The 18,284-nt window shown below is 70.4% G+C and carries 20 protein-coding genes; 16 read left to right on the top strand and 4 right to left on the bottom strand.

The genetic code is table 11. The features are described from left to right. Window positions 1-8 precede the first annotated feature (8 nt). From CEP50_RS05495 to CEP50_RS20055, 5 genes are all read left to right on the top strand, one after another. A complete protein-coding gene (locus CEP50_RS05495) occupies window positions 9-1,127 on the top strand; it encodes a histidinol-phosphate transaminase (protein WP_106112827.1) in 1,119 nt (372 codons plus the stop codon). Beyond that, window positions 1,124-1,735 (top strand): imidazoleglycerol-phosphate dehydratase HisB, encoded by a 612-nt coding sequence (gene hisB, locus CEP50_RS05490; RefSeq protein WP_106112826.1) that lies wholly within the window; start codon window positions 1,124-1,126, stop codon window positions 1,733-1,735. Before CEP50_RS05495 ends, hisB begins: the two co-directional genes overlap by 4 nt. Window positions 1,736-1,940: 205 nt before the next feature. Further along, window positions 1,941-2,894, top strand: a complete 954-nt coding sequence (locus tag CEP50_RS05485; RefSeq protein WP_106112825.1) for a PLP-dependent cysteine synthase family protein — start codon at window positions 1,941-1,943, stop codon at window positions 2,892-2,894. A gap of 90 nt (window positions 2,895-2,984) precedes the next feature. Further along, window positions 2,985-5,297 (top strand): FdhF/YdeP family oxidoreductase, encoded by a 2,313-nt coding sequence (locus CEP50_RS05480; RefSeq protein WP_106112917.1) that lies wholly within the window; start codon window positions 2,985-2,987, stop codon window positions 5,295-5,297. A gap of 54 nt (window positions 5,298-5,351) precedes the next feature. Continuing rightward, window positions 5,352-5,504: a hypothetical protein gene (locus CEP50_RS20055; RefSeq protein WP_019854691.1), complete on the top strand. Its 153-nt coding sequence runs from the start codon at window positions 5,352-5,354 to the stop codon at window positions 5,502-5,504. A gap of 96 nt (window positions 5,505-5,600) precedes the next feature. Here the strand turns inward: CEP50_RS20055 and soxR are convergent, their stop codons facing one another. Further along, window positions 5,601-6,062: a redox-sensitive transcriptional activator SoxR gene (gene soxR / locus CEP50_RS05475; RefSeq protein ID WP_106112824.1), complete on the bottom strand. Its 462-nt coding sequence runs from the start codon at window positions 6,060-6,062 to the stop codon at window positions 5,601-5,603. A 76-nt stretch (window positions 6,063-6,138) separates the two neighbouring features. Between soxR and hisH the strand changes: the two genes are divergently transcribed. From hisH to hisI, 5 genes are all read left to right on the top strand, one after another. Beyond that, the gene (hisH, locus tag CEP50_RS05470; RefSeq protein WP_106112823.1) at window positions 6,139-6,774 is read left to right on the top strand and encodes an imidazole glycerol phosphate synthase subunit HisH; all 636 of its coding nucleotides are present in this window, start codon (window positions 6,139-6,141) and stop codon (window positions 6,772-6,774) included. Window positions 6,775-6,794: 20 nt separating this feature from the next. Continuing rightward, window positions 6,795-6,983: a hypothetical protein gene (locus CEP50_RS05465; protein WP_106112916.1), complete on the top strand. Its 189-nt coding sequence runs from the start codon at window positions 6,795-6,797 to the stop codon at window positions 6,981-6,983. 83 nt (window positions 6,984-7,066) lie between these two features. Continuing rightward, window positions 7,067-7,801: a bifunctional 1-(5-phosphoribosyl)-5-((5-phosphoribosylamino)methylideneamino)imidazole-4-carboxamide isomerase/phosphoribosylanthranilate isomerase PriA gene (gene priA / locus CEP50_RS05460; RefSeq protein ID WP_106112822.1), complete on the top strand. Its 735-nt coding sequence runs from the start codon at window positions 7,067-7,069 to the stop codon at window positions 7,799-7,801. 64 nt (window positions 7,802-7,865) lie between these two features. Continuing rightward, window positions 7,866-8,639: an imidazole glycerol phosphate synthase subunit HisF gene (gene hisF / locus CEP50_RS05455; protein ID WP_106112821.1), complete on the top strand. Its 774-nt coding sequence runs from the start codon at window positions 7,866-7,868 to the stop codon at window positions 8,637-8,639. After that, entirely contained in the window at window positions 8,636-9,061 is a 426-nt protein-coding gene (hisI, locus tag CEP50_RS05450; RefSeq protein WP_106112820.1) for a phosphoribosyl-AMP cyclohydrolase, read from the top strand. The genes hisF and hisI overlap by 4 nt, the downstream gene beginning before the upstream one ends. Here the strand turns inward: hisI and CEP50_RS05445 are convergent. Beyond that, window positions 9,036-9,668, bottom strand: a complete 633-nt coding sequence (locus CEP50_RS05445) for a TetR/AcrR family transcriptional regulator (RefSeq protein WP_106112819.1) — start codon at window positions 9,666-9,668, stop codon at window positions 9,036-9,038. The genes hisI and CEP50_RS05445 overlap by 26 nt on opposite strands. 70 nt (window positions 9,669-9,738) lie before the next feature. Between CEP50_RS05445 and CEP50_RS05440 the strand changes: the two genes are divergently transcribed. The 6 genes from CEP50_RS05440 (at window position 9,739) to lgt (ending at window position 16,329) form a co-directional block, all read left to right on the top strand. Then, window positions 9,739-11,370, top strand: coding sequence for an anthranilate synthase component I (locus CEP50_RS05440; RefSeq protein WP_181188224.1), 1,632 nt, complete (start codon window positions 9,739-9,741; stop codon window positions 11,368-11,370). Beyond that, window positions 11,367-11,996, top strand: a complete 630-nt coding sequence (locus CEP50_RS05435) for a Trp biosynthesis-associated membrane protein (RefSeq protein ID WP_106112818.1) — start codon at window positions 11,367-11,369, stop codon at window positions 11,994-11,996. Before CEP50_RS05440 ends, CEP50_RS05435 begins: the two co-directional genes overlap by 4 nt. A 321-nt stretch (window positions 11,997-12,317) precedes the next feature. Continuing rightward, complete coding sequence (trpC, locus tag CEP50_RS05430; protein ID WP_106112817.1) at window positions 12,318-13,130, top strand: indole-3-glycerol phosphate synthase TrpC; 813 nt, start codon at window positions 12,318-12,320, stop codon at window positions 13,128-13,130. Between the two features lie 8 nt (window positions 13,131-13,138). Further along, on the top strand, window positions 13,139-14,422 hold the full coding sequence (gene trpB / locus CEP50_RS05425; RefSeq protein ID WP_106112816.1) for a tryptophan synthase subunit beta: 1,284 nt from the start codon (window positions 13,139-13,141) through the stop codon (window positions 14,420-14,422). Continuing rightward, window positions 14,419-15,234, top strand: coding sequence for a tryptophan synthase subunit alpha (gene trpA, locus CEP50_RS05420; RefSeq protein WP_106112815.1), 816 nt, complete (start codon window positions 14,419-14,421; stop codon window positions 15,232-15,234). Before trpB ends, trpA begins: the two co-directional genes overlap by 4 nt. A gap of 48 nt (window positions 15,235-15,282) precedes the next feature. Continuing rightward, window positions 15,283-16,329, top strand: a complete 1,047-nt coding sequence (gene lgt / locus CEP50_RS05415) for a prolipoprotein diacylglyceryl transferase (RefSeq protein WP_106112814.1) — start codon at window positions 15,283-15,285, stop codon at window positions 16,327-16,329. A 21-nt stretch (window positions 16,330-16,350) separates the two neighbouring features. On the opposite strand, the gene CEP50_RS05410 is transcribed toward lgt, so the two are convergent. Continuing rightward, window positions 16,351-17,142, bottom strand: coding sequence for an ABC transporter ATP-binding protein (locus tag CEP50_RS05410; RefSeq protein WP_106112813.1), 792 nt, complete (start codon window positions 17,140-17,142; stop codon window positions 16,351-16,353). A 57-nt stretch (window positions 17,143-17,199) separates the two neighbouring features. After that, window positions 17,200-18,279 carry a FecCD family ABC transporter permease gene (locus CEP50_RS05405; RefSeq protein ID WP_106112812.1) on the bottom strand — a complete coding sequence of 360 codons (1,080 nt, stop codon included), beginning with the start codon at window positions 18,277-18,279 and terminating at the stop codon, window positions 17,200-17,202. Window positions 18,280-18,284: the final 5 nt, after the last annotated feature.

The raw sequence follows: 18,284 nt of genomic DNA, 5'->3' as shown, positions 1-18,284 counted from the left end.
GGAATTCGATGAGTGACGTGATCGGCGGCGAGACGACGCTGGCCGATGTCCCCCTGAGGGAGGATCTGCGGGGTCGCAGTCCGTACGGTGCTCCCCAGCTGGACGTTCCGGTGTTGTTGAACACCAACGAGAACCCGTTCCCCCCTCCCCGGGAGCTGGTCGAGGACGTCGTCGCCGAGGTGCGGGAACAGGCGGGGAGACTGAACCGCTACCCGGATCGGGACGCGGTGGCGTTGCGGACGGATCTGGCCGCCTATCTCACCGGGGCCACCGGGGTGGCGGTGTCGGCGTCCAACGTGTGGACGGCCAACGGTTCCAACGAGGTCCTCCAGCAGGTCCTGCAGGCCTTCGGTGGCCCGGGGCGCACCGCCCTGGGGTTCGAGCCCTCCTACTCGATGCACCCGATCCTGGCCTCGGGCACCCGTACCGAGTGGGTGCCCGCGCCGCGCCGTGCCGACTTCACCCTGGACGGGGGCGAGGCTGCCGCCGTGATCGCCGAACGCGATCCGGACGTGGTTTTCGTGACCAGCCCGAACAACCCCACCGGGCAGTCGGTGGGATTGGCGGACCTGCGGGCCGTGCTGCGTGCCGCACGGGGGTTGGTCGTGGTGGACGAGGCCTATGTGGAGTTCTCCGAGCGCCACAGCGCGGTGGAGCTGATCGAGGAGTTTCCCGCCCGGCTCGTCGTCAGCAGGACCATGAGCAAGGCCTTCGCCTTCGCGGGCGGCCGGCTGGGTTACCTCGTCGCCTCTCCCGCCGTGGTCGAGGCGTTGTTGCTGGTGCGGTTGCCCTACCACCTGTCCTCGGTCACCCAGGCCTCCGCCCGCGCCGCGCTGCGCCATTCCGAAGCGACCCTGGGTGGGGTCAAGCTGTTGGTGGACGAGCGCGCCCGGGTGGTGGACAGGCTGCGTGAGCTCGGGTTCAGCCCGGTTCCCAGCGACGCGAACTTCGTGCTGTTCGGTCGGTTCCCCGATGCTCACCGGGCCTGGGAACGGTACCTGGACTCGGGGGTGTTGATCCGCGACGTGGGAATCGAGGGCCATCTTCGGGTCACCATCGGCTCGCCACGGGACAACGACGCCTTTCTCGCGGCCAGCGAGCACGTCAGTGAGGAGATCGTCAAGTGAACTCGCCTTCCCGGATCGGAAGCGTGCAACGGGAGACCAGGGAGTCCGCGGTCGCCGTGGAGCTGAACCTGGACGGCCACGGTCGGGTGGAGGTGGACACCACGGTGCCGTTCTACGACCACATGCTGCACTCCCTGGGAACCCACGCCGCTTTCGACCTGCGGGTGCGGGCACGGGGGGACACCCACATCGACGCACACCACACGGTGGAGGACACCGCCATCGTGCTGGGACAGGCCCTGCGGCAGGCGCTCGGCGACAAGTCCGGCATCCGCAGGTTCGGTGACGCCTGGATCCCGATGGACGAGACCCTGGCCCACGCGGCCGTGGACGTGTCCGGACGCCCGTACTGCGTGTTGGACGGCGAACCGGAGCAGTACAACTCCTTCACGATCGGGAACAACTACCCGTTCGTGCTCAACCGGCACGTTTTCGAGTCCCTGGCCTTCCACGCGGGGATCAACCTGCACGTCCGTGTGATCCACGGCAGGGACCCGCACCACATCACCGAGGCCCAGTACAAGGCGATCGCCCGTGCTCTCCGCGCCGCCGTCGAGGTGGACCCGAGGTTCGCGGACGCGGTCCCCTCCACGAAGGGGACCCTGTAGCGGTTCCCGCACCGCTCCCCCGAAGGGGGTGCGGCATGCCCGCTCTCCTCGTCACTCACCCGGCCGGGGCCACTGGGGCGGCTGCTCCTTGACAGCGCGCCGCGTGAACAGCAATGTTGCTCATTGAGCAATGTTGTGTGTATCGCGCAACACGGCGTGTGTACACGGGGCTCTGCCGCCGGGACGACGAGGACAGGGGGTCCCCATGGGCAGGTCGTCGACAACGAGGGTGGGATCTCCGGCCGTGCCACCCACCCACGAGCACGGTTCCACCGGTTCGATCCTGAGTGCGATCGGGGACACCCCACTGCTGCTGGTGGAGGGGATACGGGCGAAGGCCGAGTTCCTCAACCCCTCCGGTTCGATCAAGGCCAGGGTGGCCGCCTACATGATCGAACGTGCCGAACGTGCGGGACTGCTGCGCCCCGGCGACACCGTGGTGGAGGCGAGCAGCGGAAACACCGGCAACGCCATGAGCATGGTGGCCGCGGTCAAGGGCTATCCGATGCTCGTGGTGATGCCCCGGGAGGTCAGCGCCGAACGCGCCGCGATCTGCCGCGCCTTCGGGGCCGAGACGCGGACCGTCGGCGACTTCCACGTCAACGAGGCTCTGGAGACGGCCAGAACCCTGGGACGTCAGCCCGGTTACTTCGCGCCCCGGCAGTTCGACAGCGAGTGGAACGTCGACGAGAACCGCACCTGGCTCGGCCCCGAGATCCTGCGGCAGCTCCCCGCCGGGGTGGTTCCCGACGCCGTGGTGGGGGGCGTGGGTACGGGAGGGACGATCATCGGCGTGGGGCAGGCCTTCCGCGCGGTCAACCCCTCCTGCCGCGTGATCGCGGTTGAACCGAACGAGTCGTGCACCCTGGCCACCGGCGAGGTGGACAAGCACCTCATCGAGGGGATCTCGGACGGCTTCGTGCCCGACGTCTTCGCGCGTCACCGCGACGAGGTCGACGAGATCGTCGCGGTGGACAGTGCCGAGGCCCTGGAGCAGACCCGGGACCTGGCGCGTCGGCACGGGCTGTTCGTTGGGCCCTCCTCCGGAGCACACTTGGTGGCGGCGAAACGGATCGGACGGCGCAACCCCGAACTCCGGGAGATCGTGACCTTCCTGGCGGACGAGGGCGAGAAGTACCTCACCGAGCACTTCGACTGAACACGGTGCACCGTCGTGACCGGTGGCGGGGCACCCCGAACGGACCGGGCCGAACAACAGGCCGGACTCGCAGGGAAACGGGTGGATCGCGTGGCAAGGCGCAATTCCGACGGCGACATCGACGAATCGGAACTCGACGTGCGCGCACCGGAACGGGCCGCGGTCGGCGTGAATGGGATCACCGTGGCGTTGCGACGGAGCGTGGAGCAGATGGGGGTGGCACGGACAGCCAGAACCCTGCCGCTGTTGAACCAGCGCGACGGGTTCGACTGTCCGGGGTGTGCCTGGCCCGACCCTCGTGAGGAGGAGGGGGACTCCCGCAAGGCCGCCGAGTTCTGCGAGAACGGGGCCAAGGCGGTCGCCGAGGAGGCGACCAGGCGCACCGTGGACGCGGACTTCTTCCGCACGCACCCGATCGACCGGTTGGCCGAGCACACCGACTACTGGCTGGGGCAACAGGGAAGGCTGACCCAGCCGGTGATCCGGCGTGAGGGGGACACCCACTACCGCCCCGTCGACTGGGACGAGGCCTTCCGGGTGGTGGCCGACAAGCTCCGGGAGATCGGAGCCGAGCACACCGCGTTCTACACCTCGGGCAGAGCCAGCAACGAGGCGGCGTTCTGCTACCAGCTGCTGGCGCGTTCCCTCGGGACGAACAACCTGCCCGACTGCTCGAACATGTGCCACGAGTCCTCCGGCACGGCCCTGAACGAGACGATCGGCGTCGGCAAGGGATCGGTGAGTCTGTCCGACGTGGAGAACGCCGATCTCGTGGTGGTGATGGGGCAGAATCCGGGGACCAACCACCCACGGATGCTGTCTTCGCTGGAGCGGGTGAAACAGCGGGGCGGCCGCATCATCGCCGTCAATCCGCTGCCGGAAACCGGACTGATGCGTTTCCGCAACCCCCAGCGTGTTCGCGGGGTGCTCGGCCCGGGAACCCGGCTGGCCGACGAGTTCGCCCAGATCCGCATCGGCGGCGACCTGGCTCTGTTCAAGGCGCTCGGCGCCCTGCTGTTGCGGGCCGAGGACGAGGAGCCCGGTACGGTGCTGGACCGCTCGTTCGTCGAGGAGCACACCAGCGGCTTCGCCGAGTACGCCGCGCAGGCGCGGGACGTCGACTGGGCCGAGGTGGAACGGCTCACCGGGCTGGAGCGTCCCCGCATCGAGCGCATCGCACGGATGTTCGCCGAGTCACGCGGGACCGTGGTCTGCTGGGCGATGGGGATCACCCAGCACAGGCAGGCCGTGGCGACCATCCGTGAGATCGTGAACGTCCAGCTGCTGCGCGGCATGATCGGAAAACCCGGTGCCGGGGTGTGCCCGGTGCGGGGACATTCCAACGTCCAGGGGGACCGCACCATGGGCATCTGGGAGAGGATGCCCGCGTCGTTCCTGTCCGCCCTGGACGAGGAGTTCGGACTGGAGGTGCCCCGCGAATCCGGTTGGGACACCGTGGAGACGCTGCGTGCCATGCACGAGGGGAAGTGTCGGGCCTTCGTCGGGCTGGGCGGCAACTTCGCCGCGGCCACCCCGGACAGCGCCGCCACCGAACGGGCGCTGCGCGGTTGTGAACTGACCGTGCAGGTCTCGACCAAGCTCAACCGCTCGCACGTGGTCCCGGGGCGCACCGCGCTGATCCTGCCGACGCTGGGGCGTACCGAACGGGACCGCCAGCACAGCGGTGAGCAGTTCGTGACCGTCGAGGACTCCATGTCGGTGGTGCACACCTCGCGCGGACGGCTCGAACCCTGCTCGCCGCACCTGCTGTCCGAGGTGGCGATCATCTCCCGCCTGGCGCGCGCCCTGCTCGGCGAGCGTCACCCCGTTCCGTGGGCGGAGTTCGAACGGGACTACGACCGGATCAGGGACCACATCGCCGCCGTGGTCCCGGGGTGCGACGACTACAACCGTCGGGTGCGGGAGCCGGACGGGTTCGTGCTGCCACACCCTCCACGGGACCGGCGGAGTTTCCCCACCGCGACGGGCAGGGCCAACTTCACCGTCAACGTTCCCCACGCGATTCACGTGCCCGAGGGACGGTTGCTGTTGCAGAGTCTGCGCAGCCACGACCAGTACAACACCACGGTGTACGGGCTGTCCGACCGCTACCGCGGAGTGGAGAACGGACGTCGGGTGGTGCTGGTCAACCGGGAGGATCTCGCCGAACTGGGGTTCGAGGACGGACAACTGGTGGATCTGGTCTCCGAGTGGGCCGACGGCTCCGGCGAGCTCCAGCATCGTCGCGCCGAAGGGTTCCGGCTGGTCGCCTACTCCACTCCGCGCGGCTGCGCGGCGGCCTACTACCCGGAGGTCAACCCGCTGGTCCCCCTGGACTCGGTGGCCGAGGGCTCCAACACCCCGGTGTCCAAGGCGGTGGTGGTCCGGCTCGAACACCGCTGAGGCGGAAGGGGAGAATGCCCCCGTTCCCGTCCCACCACCCCACACGGAGCAGCGGTGCGTGATCTCCTTCCTCTCCTCCTGCTGGCCCTCTCCGGTTTTCTCGCCGGGGGCGCCTACGCGATGTGGAAGAGCAGCCGCCTGTTCGCGGTGACGCTCGCGACCACCGCGGTGCTCGCCCTGGTGGGCGGGGTGCTGTGGTGGTCGTGACGGGCCGTGGTAGGGGCGTGTGCCGTGGTTGGGACGACGGGACGGTGTCGCGGAGCCGGCCGGTCGTTTCCGGAAGGCCCCGAACGCCCCCGTGGATCACAGGCCCCCGTCGCTCTTCGGGCGTAGCAGCGGGGCGGCGGGACCGTTGTCGGCCATCCGGTCGTCCGGGTTGTACAGCGAACACGTGTTCAACGAGAGACAGCCACAGCCGATGCAGCCGGTGAGGCGGTCCCGCAGTCGTCGCAACCCGTCGATGCGGGCGTCGAGCTCGTCCCGCCATCGTTCCGACAACCTCGCCCAGTCGGACTTGCCGGGGGCGTGGTTGTCCGGCAGGGCGCTCAGCGCGTCCGCGATGTCCTCCAGGCTGAGCCCCACCCGCTGCGCCGCGCGGATGAAGGCGAGTCGGCGCAGCACACCACGTTCGTAACGCCGCTGGTTGCCGCTGGTACGGGTCGAGCTGATCAGTCCCCGGTCCTCGTAGAACCTGAGTGCCGTGGTCGCGAAACCACTGCGTTCGGCGACTTCTCCGATGGTCAGTTTCGGGGCCGGTTTCGACACGGTTCCAGGCTACCGGGGGCACCCGCCCGTGTGTGGTCCGCTTCGTTGCCGCGGTGGGCGCCGGTAGGCTGGAGACGTGGCACGAGTTGTCGTACTGGACTACGGGTCGGGCAATCTCCGTTCGGCCGAGCGTGCGCTGGAGCACGCGGGCGCGCGGGTGGAGGTGACCTCCGACCATCAGCGCGCGTTCGAGGCCGACGGCCTGGTCGTTCCCGGAGTCGGGGCGTTCTCGGCCTGTATGCGGGGGCTGCTCGAGGTCGGCGGGGACAAGGTCGTCGACCGTCGGTTGAACGAGCGGCGTCCCGTGCTCGGGATCTGCGTCGGGATGCAGATCCTGTTCGAGCGCGGCGTGGAGCACGGGGTCGAGGCCGAGGGGCTGGGGCGTTGGCCCGGCACGGTCGAACGACTCCGTTCCCAGCCCCTTCCGCACATGGGGTGGAACACCGTCTCCGCCCCCGGCGACAGCGCGTTGTTCGCCGGTTTCCCGCCGGAAACCCGCTTCTACTTCGTGCACTCCTTCGCCGCGCGTGACTGGCCCGACGCCGCGCCGGGGCCCGAGGGTGGTGAACCGCCCCGGCTGATCCGCGCCGAACACGGGGACTCCTTCCTGGCCGCCGTGGAGGACGGCGTGTTGACGGCCACCCAGTTCCACCCCGAGAAGTCCGGCGAGGCCGGAATCGGTCTGCTGCGCAACTGGCTGGGGACCCTGTGAGGACCCGCCGGTACGGTCTGATGCGCCCCGGCGGAGCCGCCCGTGTGGTCGCGGCGGTGGTGTGTCTGGGCATGGTGGTCGGGTACGCCTCGACGCACCTGCTCGTCTCCGGGGTGTCCGGTTGGGTGGTGCTGTTCGTGGCCCTGCTGGTGCTGGGGCTGCCGCTGGGAGCGGTGCTGCGTTCGGCGACCCGCTCGCGGCGACGCTGACCGCCACCTCCAGGTGGGAAGGGCGCCCGTCGACCGACGTGGGTGGCCCCGGCTTCCCGGTGTGCGGATCGTAGGCTTGGGGAGTGACTTTCACGCTGCTTCCCGCCGTTGACGTGGCCGACGGGCAGGCGGTGCGCCTCGTCCGTGGTGCCGCCGGAACCGAGACCACCTACGGGGATCCGCTGCAGGCCGCCCGGGCGTGGCAGGACTCCGGGGCCGAGTGGATTCACCTCGTTGATCTGGACGCTGCTTTCGGTCGCGGTTCCAACCACGAACTGCTGGCCGAGGTGGTGAACCGGCTCGACGTGCGTGTCGAGCTTTCCGGAGGTATCCGCGACGACGCCTCGCTGCGGGCCGCGTTGGAGACCGGGTGCGCCCGGGTCAATCTGGGCACGGCGGCCCTGGAGGACCCGGAGTGGACCGCCGGTGTGGTCCGGGAGCACGGGCAGCGTGTCGCCGTCGGTCTGGACGTGCGCATCGGGCCGGAGGGACATCGGCTCGCCGCCCGGGGCTGGACCAGGGACGGTGGAGATCTCTGGGAGGTGCTGGACCGGCTGGACCGGGCCGGTTGTCATCGGTACGTGGTCACGGACGTGAGCAAGGACGGGACGTTGCAGGGACCCAACCTGGAGCTGCTGCGGGCCGTCTGCGACCACACCCCCGCCCCGGTGGTGGCCTCGGGAGGTGTTTCCACCGTGGAGGACCTGGTCGCGTTGTCCGCGCTGGAACCGTTGGGACTGGAGGGGGCGATCGTGGGCAAGGCCCTCTACACCGGCGACGTCACGCTCCCCGAGGCGCTGGCCGCCGTACGCTCCTGAGCTGCGGCCCTTCCCGGAGGGCGCCGCGTCCCTCTCCGGCGGGGTGGGCGCTTACCCTGGAGGCATGGCTGTCGCGGTGCGCGTGATCCCGTGTCTGGACGTCGACGAGGGCAGGGTGGTCAAGGGAGTCAACTTCACCGACCTCGTCGACGCGGGAGACCCGGTCGAGCTGGCCCGGTTGTACAACGGGGAGGGGGCCGACGAGCTGACCTTCCTCGACGTCACCGCCTCCTCCGGGGATCGGGAGACCACCTACGAGGTGGTGCGACGCACGGCCGACCAGGTCTTCATCCCGCTGACCGTGGGAGGGGGCGTGCGCTCCACGGACGACGTGGACCGCCTGCTGCGCGCCGGCGCGGACAAGGTCAGTCTGAACACCGCGGCCGTCGCGCGGCCGGAACTGCTGGAGACCGCCTCCCGCCGTTTCGGCGCACAGTGCGTGGTGCTGTCGGTCGACGCCAGAAGGGTTCCGGAGGGCGGAGAGCCCACTGCCTCGGGATTCGAGGTGACCACCCACGGTGGGAGGAAGGGAACCGGCATCTGCGCGGTCGGGTGGGCCGAGCGTGCCGAGAACCTGGGTGTCGGGGAGATCCTGCTCAACTCGATGGACGCCGACGGCACCAAGGAGGGCTTCGACCTGGAGATGATCCGGGCGGTTCGCGCCGCCGTGCGGGTTCCGCTGATCGCCAGTGGCGGTGCTGGCGACAAACACCACTTCGCCCCGGCGGTGCACGCCGGGGCCGACGCGGTGCTCGCCGCCAGCGTGTTCCACTTCGGGCAGTTGACCATCGCGGACGTCAAGGACGCCATGCGCGCGGAGGGGATCACCGTCCGATGAGCGGAACGGGAGCGGCCGAGCCGGGACTGGACCCGGCGATCGCGGACAGGCTCAAACGGAACGAGGCCGGGTTGGTCGCCGCCGTGGTGCAGCAGTACGACGACGGCAGGGTACTGATGATGGCCTGGATGGACGACGAGGCGCTGCACCGCACCCTGACGACCAGGCGGGCCACCTACTACTCCCGGAGCAGGGGCAGCCACTGGGTCAAGGGTGAGACCTCGGGAAACACCCAGTACGTCCGCGAGGTGCGGCTGGACTGCGACGGGGACACCCTGTTGGTGCTCGTCGACCAGACCGGCCCGGCCTGTCACACGGGGGCACCGGACTGTTTCGACGCCGACGTCCTGCTGTCCCCCACGGGGACCGGCGGGGACGGGGGAGGGGGAACCGGTCTCAGCGGTTCTCCAGGTCCCCGGTGAGGTAGTGCTGCACGGTGGGAGCCATCGTGCGGGTGACCGTCTCCACGTCGGCCTCGTCGAGCGGGGACAGTCTGATCACGTAGCGGATCATTCCCAGCCCGACCAGTTGCGAGGCGCACAGCGCGGCACGCAGGTCGGTCCGGTCCGCACGCAGTTCCCGGAGCAACGGCTCCAACAGGGTGCTGGTGAGGAACTCCCGCAGCATGCGTCCCGCCTCCTCCCGGTCGGAGACGCTGCGCACCAGCGCGGTGAACTCACCTCCCCCCGCCTCGTCCCAGGTCCGCAGGAAGGTGCCCAGCACGCGTTCGCCGAGTCGCTCACGGGGGCCGTCCAACAGGCCGGGAAGGAGGCGGGCCGGCTCCAGGGGCAGGGACACGGCCGCGGTGAACAGCCGTTCCTTGCTGCCGAACCAGTGCCGGACCATCGCCGGATCCACCCCGGCCCTGCGCGCGATGTCCCGCACCGTGGCTCCGTCGTAGCCGTTCTCGGCGAACGCCGCGCGGGCCGCGGTGAGCAGTGCCCGTCTGGTTTCCTCCCCGCCCGCCCGCCGTCCTCTGCGCCGGTTCCCTCCCGTGCTCCGGTGATCCTCGTGCCGCACGGAGGACATCCTCACCGGTCTGGGCGGGGGACGCAATGTCGGGGGTTAGCCGCGAGTCCACCGGGGGCGGCCTGCAACAATGGCGGTCATGGTCGGCGACGGTGACATCGGCACTATCAGTCCCTGCCGGGCCGAGTTCCGTGAACTGGCGCGGGGACGCAGAGTGATCCCCGTGGTGCGGCGTCTGCTCGCGGACGACGAGACACCGCTCGGTGTCTATCGCAAGCTCGCCCGGGACGAGTCGGGAACCTTCCTGTTCGAGTCGGCCGAGAACGGGCGTTCCTGGTCCCGCTGGTCCTTCGTGGGGGTGCACAGCGCAGCCGCCCTGACGGTGCGCGACGGTCGGACCCACTGGATGGGCGAACCACCGGTCGGCGTCCCCACCGAGGGGGACCCGTTGGACACTCTGCGGGAGACGCTGCGTCTGCTGCACACCGACCCGCTTCCGGGAATGCCTCCGTTGACGGGGGGGATGGTCGGATACCTCGGCTACGACGTGGTGCGCCGGTTCGAGCGGATCCCGGAGCTCGCCGAGGACGACCTCCGGCTTCCGGAGATGGTCATGCTGTTCGCCACGGACCTGGCGGCGCTGGACCACCACGAGGGAATGATCACCCTGATCGCCAACGCCGTCAACTGGGACGACAGCCCGGAGCGTGTGGACGCCGCCTACGAGGACGCCGTTCGCCGTCTCGATCGGATGACCGCGCGGCTGCACGAGCCCAGCCCCTCCACCGTCGCCGCCTTCTCCCGGACCGAGCCGCGTTTCTCGCGGTATCGCTCCTCCGAGGAACACCAGCGGGCGGTGTTGCGTGCCAAGGAGGCGATCCAGGCGGGCGAGGCCTTCCAGGTGGTGGTCTCGCAGCGTTTCGAGATGCCCACCGAGGTGCCGGGGCTCGACATCTACCGCATTCTGCGGACCACCAATCCGAGCCCGTACATGTACCTGCTGCGGCTGCCCGACCCCGCCGGCGGGGAGCCGTTCGACATCGTCGGTTCCAGCCCGGAGTCACTGGTGCGGGTCCGGGACGGGCAGGCCACGACCTACCCGATCGCGGGAACCCGGTGGCGGGGGGCCGACGAGGACGAGGACGTCGCCCTGGAGAAGGAACTCATCAACGACGAGAAGGAACGTGCCGAGCACCTGATGCTCGTCGACCTGGCCCGCAACGACCTGGGACGTGTGTGTCGCCCCGGATCGGTGCACCCGGTGGAGTTCTTCCGGGTGGAGCGCTACAGCCACGTCATGCACATCGTCTCCTCGGTCTCGGGCACCCTCGCCGAGGGACGCAGTGCCTTCGACGCGGTGCGGGCCTGCTTCCCGGCGGGGACGCTCTCCGGGGCCCCGAAACCACGTGCCCTGCAACTGATCGAGGAACTGGAACCCGTGCGCCGCGCCCAGTACGGAGGTGTGGTGGGGTATCTGGATTTCGCGGGGAACGCCGACACCGCGATAACGATCCGCACCGCTCTGCTGCGGAACGGAACGGCCCACGTCCAGGCCGGTGGGGGGGTCGTCGCCGACTCCGACCCGGAGGCCGAGGACCGCGAGTGTCTGAACAAGGCCATGACGGTGCTCAACGCGGTGGCCACGGCGCAGACCCTGCGGAGTCCGACCACGGTGTCCGGGGGGACTGAAACGCTCGCGGCGGAGTCCGCCTCCGAACCGGCCGCCGGTGTTCCGCGGGACGGGAAGGCGAGGTCGGTGTGACCGGGGAAGCCACGGGGGAGACACGTCCCCGCAGAGGCGGCCTGCTGGTCGTGTGCGTGATCGGGATCCTCGCCTCCGCGGTGGGCCTGTGGGCGGCCGGTTCGCTCGTCTGGCTGCGCCAGCGCTACAGCACCCCGTTCTCCGGGGAGTCGGTGGCCGAGGTGAGCGGGTCCGTGGTGCGCGGCGAGCTCTCTGCGCTGGCGCTGGCCACCCTCGCGGCGATAGCGGCCGTACTGGCCACGGGCGGGATACTGCGCAGGCTGATCGGGCTGGTCGTGGTCGCCGAGGCCGTGCTGCTGGGCTGGCGGCTGTTCGACTGGGCCGACGGTCCCCGGGGGGTCGCGGAGATACCGGGGACTCCGCCGGGCAGTCGGCCACTGGCCGTGGAGGAGGTTTCCCCCTTCGGGCCCGCCCTGATGGGGGCCTCCGCCGTGGTCCTGCTGGTGTGTGGGCTGCTCGTGGTGGTGGCCGCTCGCCGGATGCCCGCCATGGGGGCGAGGTACTCCGCCCCGCGAGAGGGCGGACGGACCCGTGATCCGCAGCTGCGTACCTGGGAGGCCCTCGACGAGGGACGGGATCCCACGGTCGACGAGGACGCCGGAGCGGACGAGCCACGCCGGGACTGAGCTCGGACACCGGAAACGGTGGGTTCGCGCCCACCGTCAGCCCTCCCCGCCCCGCTCGGGCGGTGCGCGGGCGACTCCGCCACAGGGGGGAGGCCACGGCCGCCGAACGAGGGAACGCGGTGAACACCAGGGACTTAGGTCCTTGGTGCGCTGGGACGTTATTCCGCCCCCTGCGGCGGGTTTCACACCGATCGGGGTTAGCATCGGGAACGCGACCGGCACGGCGGGGAAGGGGAGTGTCGTGATCGAGCGCGATGAGACGATCCGCGCGTATTGCCACCTGCGAACAAGTGTCCGGCCGGCCCTAGGCGAGGTGCCCGCGTGAGCGTACTGGACACGATCATCGAGGATGTGCGCAAGGACCTGGCCGCCCGCGAGGCGGCGGTGCCGTTCGAGGAGATCAAGCAGCGTTCCTCCGCGGCACAGCCGCCGAAGGACGTGTGGGCGGCGTTGCACGAACCGGGCGTCGGCGTGATCGCCGAGGTCAAGCGGCGCAGTCCTTCCAAGGGGGAGCTGGCCGACATCGCCGAGCCCGCGGACCTGGCGGCGCAGTACCAGGAGGCGGGCGCGCGGGTGATCAGCGTGCTCACCGAACAACGCCGCTTCGGCGGCTCCTTGGCCGACCTGGACGCGGTGCGGGCGCGGGTGAGCGCGCCGATCCTGCGCAAGGACTTCATCATCAGCCCTTACCAGGTGCACGAGGCCAGGGCGCACGGAGCGGACATGGTGCTGCTCATCGTGGCCGCGCTGGAGCAGAACGCGCTGGAGGCGCTGCTGGACCGCGTCGAGTCGCTCGGTATGACGGCTCTGGTGGAGGTGCACAACGCCGAGGAGGCGGATCGTGCCCTCGAGGCCGGCGGGAGGATCATCGGGGTCAACGCGCGGAACCTGCACACCCTGGAGGTGGACCGGGAGGTTTTCGGGCGGATAGCTCCGGGGTTGCCCGTCGACGTGCTCAAGGTCGCCGAGTCGGGGGTGCGCGGCCCCAGTGACCTGATGGCCTACGCCGGTTCGGGAGCGGACGCCGTGCTGGTCGGTGAGGGGCTCGTCAGCAGCGACAACCCACGAGCGGCTCTGACGCAGTTGGTTACGGCGGGATCGCATCCCGCCTGCCCGCGTCCGAGTCGCGGATAGGAGACCGGATGACAGCACGTGATCTTGGTGGGTCCGCCGCCCCGGACGAGCTCGGCTCTCCCGGCCCGGACAGTCATGACCCCGACGAGGGAGGGCACTTCGGTCCCTACGGGGGTCGGTTCATGCCCGAGGCGCTCATCGCCGCCCAGGACGAGCTGGCGGCGGAGTACGACAAGGCCCGTCGTGACCCGGAGTTCGTGGCCGAACTCGACCGGCTGCTGCGGGACTACGCCGGGCGTCCCTCTCCGTTGACCGAGGCCGAACGGTTCTCCGCCCACGCGGGTGGGGCCCGAGTGCTGCTCAAACGGGAGGATCTCAACCACACCGGCTCCCACAAGATCAACAACGTGCTCGGGCAGGCCCTGCTGGTCAAGCGCATGGGCAAGCGTCGGGTGATCGCCGAGACCGGAGCGGGTCAGCACGGCGTCGCCACGGCAACGGCCTGTGCCCTGTTGGACCTGGACTGCGTCATCTACATGGGGGACACCGACATCCGGCGCCAGGCGCTCAACGTCGCCCGGATGCGCCTGCTCGGCGCGGAGGTGCGTCCGGTGAGCACCGGCTCGGCGACGCTCAAGGACGCCATCAACGAGGCGCTGCGGGACTGGGTCACCAACGTCGCCGACACGCACTACCTGCTGGGAACCGCGGCGGGAGCGCATCCCTTCCCACTGCTGGTCCGCAACCTGCACCGGGTGATCGGAACGGAGGCCCGCCAGCAGGTGCTCGAACGCACCGGAGGACTGCCCGACGCGGTGCTGGCCTGTGTGGGTGGGGGATCCAACGCGATCGGGATCTTCCACGGGTTCATCGACGATCCGGGAGTGCGGCTGATCGGTGCCGAGGCCGGAGGACACGGTCTGGACAGCGGCGAACACGGTGCCGCCCTCACCAGCGGAAGTCCGGGAACCCTGCACGGAGCCCGCTCCTACCTGCTCCAGGACGAGGACGGTCAGATCGCCGAGGCCTACTCGATCTCGGCCGGACTGGACTACCCCGGTGTGGGACCCGAACACGCCTGGCTGGCCGACAGCGGCCGCGCGGAGTACCGGGCCGTCACCGACGAGGAGGCCATGGAGGCCTTCCGGTTGCTCTCCCGAACGGAGGGGATCATCCCCGCCGTCGAGTCCGCCCACGCCCTGGCAGCGGCCCTGCGGGTGGGCACCGAACTCGGCCCGGAGGCCGTGCTCGTGGTGAACGTCTCCGGACGCGGGGACAAGGACATGGACACCGCCGCGCACTACTTCGGTCTCGTTCCCGAGGCCGGGATCACGGGAGAGGACCAGCAGTGAACCTGGAAGAGGTGTTCCGGAACAGCGCCGAACAGCGACGCTCCGCCCTGATCGGCTATCTGCCCGCCGGATTCCCCACCGTGTCCGAGAGCGTCGGGTTGTTCGAGGCCATGGTCCGGGGCGACGGGCACACCCCGGGGTGCGACATCGTCGAAGTGGGGTTGCCCTACTCCGACCCCGTGATGGACGGCCCCACGATCCAGTCCGCCGCCGAGCGGGCGTTGCGGAACGGTTTCCGCGTGCGACAGCTGTTCGACGTGGTCTCGGCGGTGGCCGCGACCGGGGCGGTTCCCGTGGTGATGAGCTACTGGAACCCGATCCACCGCTACGGTCCGGACGCCTTCGCCCGCGACCTGCGTGCCGCCGGAGGGGCGGGGTTGATCACCCCCGACCTGGTTCCCGAGGAGGCCGGGGAGTGGACGGAGGCCTCGGAGAAACACCGGCTCGACCGGATCTTCCTCGTCGCCCCCTCCTCCACGGAGCACCGGCTGGCGTTGACCGCCTCGGCCGGCACGGGGTTTCTCTACGCCGCCTCGGTGATGGGAGTGACCGGCGCCCGGGAGTCGGTGTCCGACTCGGCGCGGGAGCTGGTGCGGCGCACCCGCGCGCACACCGGGCTGCCGATCGGGGTCGGGCTCGGGGTGCGTACCGCCGAGCACGCGGCCGAGGTCGCCTCCTTCGCCGACGGCGTGATCGTGGGCTCGGCCTTCGTCACCCGTGCCGAGCGGGAAGGGCAGGCCGGGGTGCGTGCCTTCGCGGGAGAACTCGGCCGGGGAGTGCGAACCGCCTCGCCGGAACCCGCGGGCGGGTGATCCGGAGCCCCCGGCGGGCACGTTTCGGGGGCCCGTTACCTTGGGTGCGTGACTGTCGCTCTGCCGCAACCGGCGATCACCCACCTGGCCAACATCCCCAGTCCCGACCGGGGGGTGTGGTTTCTCGGGCCGATCCCCATCCGCGCCTACGCGCTGTGCATCATCGCCGGGATCATCGTCGCGATCGTCTGGGCGGAGCGACGGTGGGTGGCACGCGGGGGACGCAAGGGGGCGGTCACCGACATCGCCGTCTTCGCGGTTCCGTTCGGTCTGGTGGGCGGCAGGCTCTACCATGTCGTCACCGACTACTGGCGCTACTTCGGACCCGACAGCCCCAACCCCTGGTGGGGGATATTCCAGATCTGGCAGGGCGGCCTGGGGATCTGGGGAGCCGTGGCCCTGGGGGCTGTCGGCGCGTGGATAGGCTGCCGTCGCCGTGGTGTCCCGCTGCCCGCCTTCGCCGACGCCGTGGCTCCCGGTCTGGTCACCGCCCAGGCCATCGGCAGGCTGGGCAACTACTTCAACCAGGAACTCTACGGCGGTCCGACCGACCTGCCCTGGGGGCTGGAGATCTACCGGCGGGTGCCGGATCCGGTCACCGGTACGGCCGTCAACCACGTTCCCGTGGAGGTCGTGCACCCCACTTTCCTGTACGAGCTGCTGTGGAACCTGCTCGTGGCGGCTCTGATCGTCTGGGCCGACCGCCGGTTCCGGATGGGGCACGGCAGGGTGTTCGCGCTCTACGTGGCCGGATACACCGCCGGGCGTTTCTGGATCGAGATGATGCGCACCGATCCGGCCTCCACACCGTTCGACCTCGGCATCAGGGTCAACGTCTACGTGGCCGCGCTGGTGTTCCTGCTGGCGGTGGCCTATCTGGTGCTCGTGCGGCGGGGCAGGGAGTCCCCCGAGCTCCTGTGGGGCCGACCGCTGCCCGGTGACCCGGACTACGCCGCCGGTGACTCCCGGCGGGCGCGGGGTTCCGAGTCCTCCGAGGGGAGGAACGAGAGCGGTGAGGACTCCGCAGGAGCCCACGACGGCAACCTCTCAGGACGGGACGAGGAGTACGGGGACTCCGAGGGCCGCTCGGGCTGAGGTGGCTCGGCGGGCGTCCGCTCACCCCGCGGTGCCCGCCGTCGTGCGCACGGGAACCACCGCCGGGGAACCGTCCGGTGCGGTCAGCAGGCGGACCCGGGCGGAGTAGTGCTCGGCCAGCGTGTCACTGGTGAGGACGTGCTCGGGTGGTCCCTCCGCGTGGACACCGCCCCCGTCCAGCAGCAACAGCCGGTCGGAGTACTGGGCCGCCAGGGTCAGGTCGTGCAGCGTGCTCACGACCGTGGTGCCCCGCTCACACCGCAGCTGGTCGACCAGGTCCAGCAGCGCCTGGGCGTGACCGACGTCCAGGCCCGTGGTCGGTTCGTCGAGCAGCAGAACCCCCGTGTCCTGCACCAGGGCCCTGGCCAGTACGGCGCGCTGGCGTTCCCCGCCGGACAGGGCGTGCAGGCCGCGGTCGGCCAGGCGGGTGAGATCCAGTCGTTCGAGCACCTCCGCCACCGCGATGCGGTCCCGTTCGCTCTCCCGGGCGAGAACGCCCGTGTACGGGGTGCGGCCGAGCAGGACGTAGTCGGTGACGGTCAACCCGATGGGAAGCTGGGGAAGCTGGGGGGCGTAGCCGAGCAGTCTGGCGCGTTCGCGGTGTCCCAAACCGGCGACGTCGCGGCCGTCCACGCTCACCTCTCCCGTGTGTCCGACCAGCCCCAACACCGCCTTGATCAGCGTGGACTTCCCCGCGCCGTTCGGCCCGATCACTCCGAGCCAGCTTCCGGACTCCACCCTGGTCGACACTCCGGAGAGCACCGTGTGGTCCCGGTATCCGGCGGTGAGTCCGGACACGGCCACTTCGCTCACGGGCTCACCCCCGTACCGATCCGGTCTCGTAGCACCCGTGTCCTCCTTCGGTCCTCGTCAACGGGCCCGGTTCGTGCGCAGCAGGAAGGCGAAGAACGGGGCGCCGGTGAACGCGGTCACCACCCCGATCGGCAGCTCGGCGGGGGCCATGAGGGTGCGCGCCAGCGTGTCGGCCGCGACGAGGAAGCTTGCGCCGAACATCACCGACAGCGGCACGATCACCCGGTAACTGCCTCCCGAGGTGAGCCGCACCAGGTGCGGAACCACCAGCCCCACGAAACCGATCAGCCCGGACACCGAGACCGCGGCCGCCGTGGCCAGTGACGCCGCCGCCAGCACCAGGGCCCGTACCCGTCCCGGACGGATGCCGAGGGTGGCCGCTTCCTCGTCGCCGACGCCGAGCAGGTCGAGCAGCCTCGCACAGGCGCACAGCACCACCAGCGCGGGCAGCAGCGTGGGCAGCACCACGAGCACGTCACCCCACCCCGCCGTGCTCAGATCCCCGAGGATCCACATGTACACGCGCTGCAGGGACTCCACGCGCAGCTGTTGGACGAAGGTCTGGGCCGCCGTGAGGAAGGCCCCCACCGCCACCCCGGCCAGAACCAGCGTGGCCGTCTCCGGTCCGGCCGAACGCCCGATCAGCCAGGTGAGCATCACACCGCCGAGTGCCCCGCCGAAGGCGGCCAGTTGGGTGACTCCGGTGGTCCCGAGCCCGATGTGGGGGACCGTGACGGCCATGACGGTCACGCTCAGCCCGGCTCCCGCCGCCGCGCCGAGCAGGTACGGCTCGGCCAGGGGGTTGCGGAACACCCCCTGGAAGGCGGCTCCCGAGATCGCCAACGCCCCACCGACCAGGGCCGCGAGCACCACCCTGGGGACACGGAGCTGCCACAGGATCGCGGCCTCCCGTTCCGACAGGGGGGAGATCCCGCCGGTGACCTGGGCGCCGATCTCGGCCAGCACGCGGTGCCATCCCAGGTCGGCGGCGCCGAGCAGTACGGAGAACAGGCTCACGCCCACGAGCGCGACCACTCCGTAGAGCACGTGGGTGGGGCGCAGGGTGCTGAGGTGTTCCCGCCCACGGGAGGAGCCGGGGGAGTGGGCGAGGCCGGTGGCGGAGGAGGGGCCGCTCATCCGGC

Source organism: Actinopolyspora mortivallis (assembly GCF_003001495.1).
Taxonomy (GTDB): domain Bacteria; phylum Actinomycetota; class Actinomycetes; order Mycobacteriales; family Pseudonocardiaceae; genus Actinopolyspora; species Actinopolyspora mortivallis_A.
This window is presented reverse-complemented; position numbering and strand designations above follow the sequence as displayed.